Origin of the sequence: Bartonella sp. AP3QHHD, from assembly GCF_042195765.1 — a bacterium.
Classification (GTDB): domain Bacteria; phylum Pseudomonadota; class Alphaproteobacteria; order Rhizobiales; family Rhizobiaceae; genus Bartonella.
The window spans coordinates 1-3,863 of record NZ_JBHIPC010000013.1 but is presented as its reverse complement, the minus strand read 5'-3'; the positions used below and the strand labels follow the sequence as shown (position 1 = coordinate 3,863).

At 38.6% G+C, this 3,863-nt stretch carries 2 protein-coding genes; both read left to right on the top strand.

The window, feature by feature from the left end:
• Window positions 1-706 (top strand): autotransporter domain-containing protein (locus ACFIL7_RS00730; protein WP_375683238.1); only part of this gene is annotated, 706 nt, incomplete at its 5' end.
• Window positions 707-1,340: 634 nt separating this feature from the next.
• Window positions 1,341-3,863 (top strand): autotransporter outer membrane beta-barrel domain-containing protein (locus ACFIL7_RS00725; protein WP_375683237.1); only part of this gene is annotated, 2,523 nt, incomplete at its 3' end.

Genomic DNA, 3,863 nt, shown 5'->3' with positions numbered 1-3,863 from the left:
ATTGGCAGCAATTGAAGGGCAAAATACCACAACACATTTCGGTCTTGTAGGCACCTATGGGCAGCTGTCTTTCACTCCAAAGGACATGAAAGATGCAGGAAAGAACACGCTGGATAAATGGGCCATTACAGCCTATGGCAGTATACAGCATAACAGTGGTTTCTACATCGATGCACTCTTGTCCTATGGTATCCTAAAAGGGCATATCGCCAATGCCATCAGAGGCAATACCGCGAAGTTGAACGATGCCAAAATGTTTAGTATCTCCACCACTGTTGGCAAAGAGTTTGTAACCGGAATGGAAGGCTTAACCTTTGAGCCACAAGCACAAGTTGCCTATCAACATTTGATGTTTAATACCATTGAAGATGCTGATAATTTTACCGTTGATATGAAAAATCCTTCTCAATGGTTAGTACGCATTGGTGGACGTTTGACAAAAACCATTTCCACTGAAAACAGCCGTCCTATGTCTTTCTATGGAAAAGTAAACTTGATCAAAACCTTTGGTGATGATGGTACCATTCATATTGGCAGAGATTTTGACCTTGATCCTATGGGACCTGCAATTGAAGGCGGCGTTGGCATCAATGCGCAACTGTCTCACAATTTCTCGCTTCATGGTGATGTAAGTTATCAACAAAAGCTTCAGAAAACTGGTATAAGTGGTGCAAGCTTTTCAGGTGGTATACGCTATCAGTTTTAAATCAAGGCTGTAAATAGCCTATCATTCTATTCAATTTAACAAAAAGGCAGCACAATATGCTGCCCTTTTTGTACATTAAAGTCATCCTTTTTCCTTTTAAAGCACCCTTCCCTCTTTATACTTAGTTCTTTACGAAAATCTCCAAGACAAGACACAACAAACGCAACAGAGCACTTCCATCCCCAGTGGATGAAGAGTACTTCCTACTTTGAAAAAAAGAGAAGTCTATTAGAAATAAATTAATACCACTGTATTAAAAGATGAAAAACCACTTTAAGCCCAAGTAAGTTAGCTTTTTTACTAGCTTCTTCTACATCCTTTTTTTTCCCTCATAACCCCAATTTGCGTCATATAATAATCCCTACCATCACGTAAAAACCACTATATCAGTATCTCACAATATTTCTCTGAATAATAATATTCAAAATTATAATTCTTTAAATAAAATCAATTATAAATACATTTTGTATTAGAGATAATTAATATCAATTATTTTTTAATTTTGACAAAAAACCAAAAATGTCTTACCAAATAAAGACAATTACTGAAATTAATAACAACTATCCATTTTCACTTCTTCTTATGAAATTCGCGGGGAAATGAATATTTGGGGGCTCTCATAAGGAGAATACTAGTGTATAAAACATCCCTTTTATCATGCACGGCTACAGCCGCTATCATCCTGTTCAACATCCAGTTCAGTGCACATGCTGAAACCCTCGTAGTTTCTGAAGGAAAACAACAAGAAGTATCCGATAAAACCTACGAAACTATTCACGCAAAAGACGGTGGCAAAATCATTGGAAAACATTTAACCATTGTTACGAATAAAGATATAAACCAAGGCACAAACAAAACCGTCTATGCTGTAACAGCAGAAGGTGCTGACAGTGCGATTGAGTTACTGGATGGCACAACCATTAAAGGCACTGGTTCTGGTATTTTCTTAGGCCTTGAAACCAAAGACGGTGCTACACTTCAAATGACTAAGGGAACAATTACATATTCTGGAATGGAGGCCTCCTCATCTGGCATTTTATCTAGCACTGGTGCTTCCTTTTCTGACAGTAAGAGTAAAAAAAACAAGCTGGAAGACGTGGTAATATCGAGTAAAAACGATAACAGTTCACTATCCTTAGGAATAAGTGCTAAAAACAGCACAGTAACCTTGAACAATGTAACCGTAACTCAAGCACTAAAAGGCATATTTGCAGATGATCACTCGACAATAACAATCTCTGGAGGATCACTCGATGGGGAAACTGATGGGGTATATGCTGGAAACGGCAGCATCATTACTTTAAACAACAATGTTACAGTCGCATCATCTAAGGGTAATGCACTCCATGCAGATGGTATAGAATCCAAGATCACAATGAAAGGAGGGACTGTCATAGGAGGAAATTTGAATGGACATGAAGACGCATTATTTACAGAAAATGGTGGACGTATTGAAATTACGGATGTTACTCTAACAACCGATAACTTCGGAAACGGTGCAAATGCCCATGGCTTTGGAAGCATAATTGAATTAAAAGGCAAAACAAGCATTGAAAAAGTTAGAGACGGACTGAGAGCAGAAAAAGGTGGTAAAATCACCAGCGAAGATTTAACAATAACTGCTTATGAAAACCAAGAATACGGCACTTCTGGTATAATAGCCATTGATCCCAATAGTGAAATTCAATTAAAGGGGCATACAACCTTTGAAAAAGTTTCGTACGGTCTTGGAGCCTTTAATGGTGGTAAAATTACCAGCGGAGATTTAACAATAGTCGGTGGTAAAGCAATTAATGACAACCCCAATGAAGCACGATCTGGTGTATGGACATCGGGCTCTGGGAGTGAAATTCAGTTAACTGGCAAAACAACCATTCAAAATTTTGATGAAGGTCTTTATGCAGATGATGGGAGTAAAATCATTACCGGAGATTTAACAATAATCGGTGGTGAGTCCGAAGCAGAAACCGTTGGTGTAAGCACTTGGGAGGCTGATAGTATAGTTGAATTAAATGGCAAAACAACTATTCAAAATGTTGGTATTGGTCTCGCTACTGGTGAAGATGGCACAATTAAGATGGTTAATGGCGCTATTGATACTAATTCTAAAGGCCTAGATACCCAATCCGATACTCCTCAGAAGGGGAAGAAAAATACAATAGAAGCAAAAATGGCTGCACTGGTTGTAATAAATGGCGGACATATTGATCTGACAGATGTTTCTGCCACAGCAGAAGTTGCCAGTTTACAATTCGCAACTTTCTTTGATAATAATCCGAATAGCTCGCATGATCCGCAAAAATATCATAGTAATGAGATCAATCTGACTAATGCAGAGCTTCATGCTGAAAATGGTACAGGAATTTTCGTTAGAACTGTTGTTGAAAAAAGCATCGAAGATGCTGCTGCTCCATCAATCGGCACAGTCAATCTTAAAAAATCAGAAGTCCATGCTGACGTATTATTAGGAGATGGTATTTTTTGGGACAAAACATCATGGAAAGATAAAGATTTGTGGGATGGTAAAGAGGTTAAAACGATCTCCAACGGCACCTTCACATTAAGCGCAGATCAGTCTATTTTAGAGGGCAGAGCAAATATTGCTAAAGACAGAAATGTGCACTTTGATCTGAAAAACGATACAAAATGGACGTTGAAAATCAGCAAAAATGAAAAAGATGATGATGGCAATCTCCTTGATATCGCTCAAAGATCTCGTTCTGATGTTTCTGTGCTTAATCTCGATAACAGCTCCATTATCTTTAATGGACCAACAGACGATCACTACCAAACATTGCATATAGGTTCTGGTAAACCAGACACGCAAGAAGTCTACAATGCAACGGATGATGCGAAGATTTACTTCAACGCTGAATGGAGTGATGGTGCTGCAATAGAGGACCAAAAAACCGATAGACTTTTGATCCATGGAGATATCTCTGGAACCACATCAGTTTATGTTACGGGGCGCTTAGAAGAGAACAATATCGAAGCAAATACCTCTGCTGCTGCCAATATCCGTGGTCTTTCACTCATTCAAGTTTCTGGAAAAGCAGAAGAAAACTCTTTCAAACTGGTAAATGGCTATACCACAAGAGATGGCTTACCGGATATGTATACACTACGTGCCTATGGACCAGAGTCAAGCCATGGACAA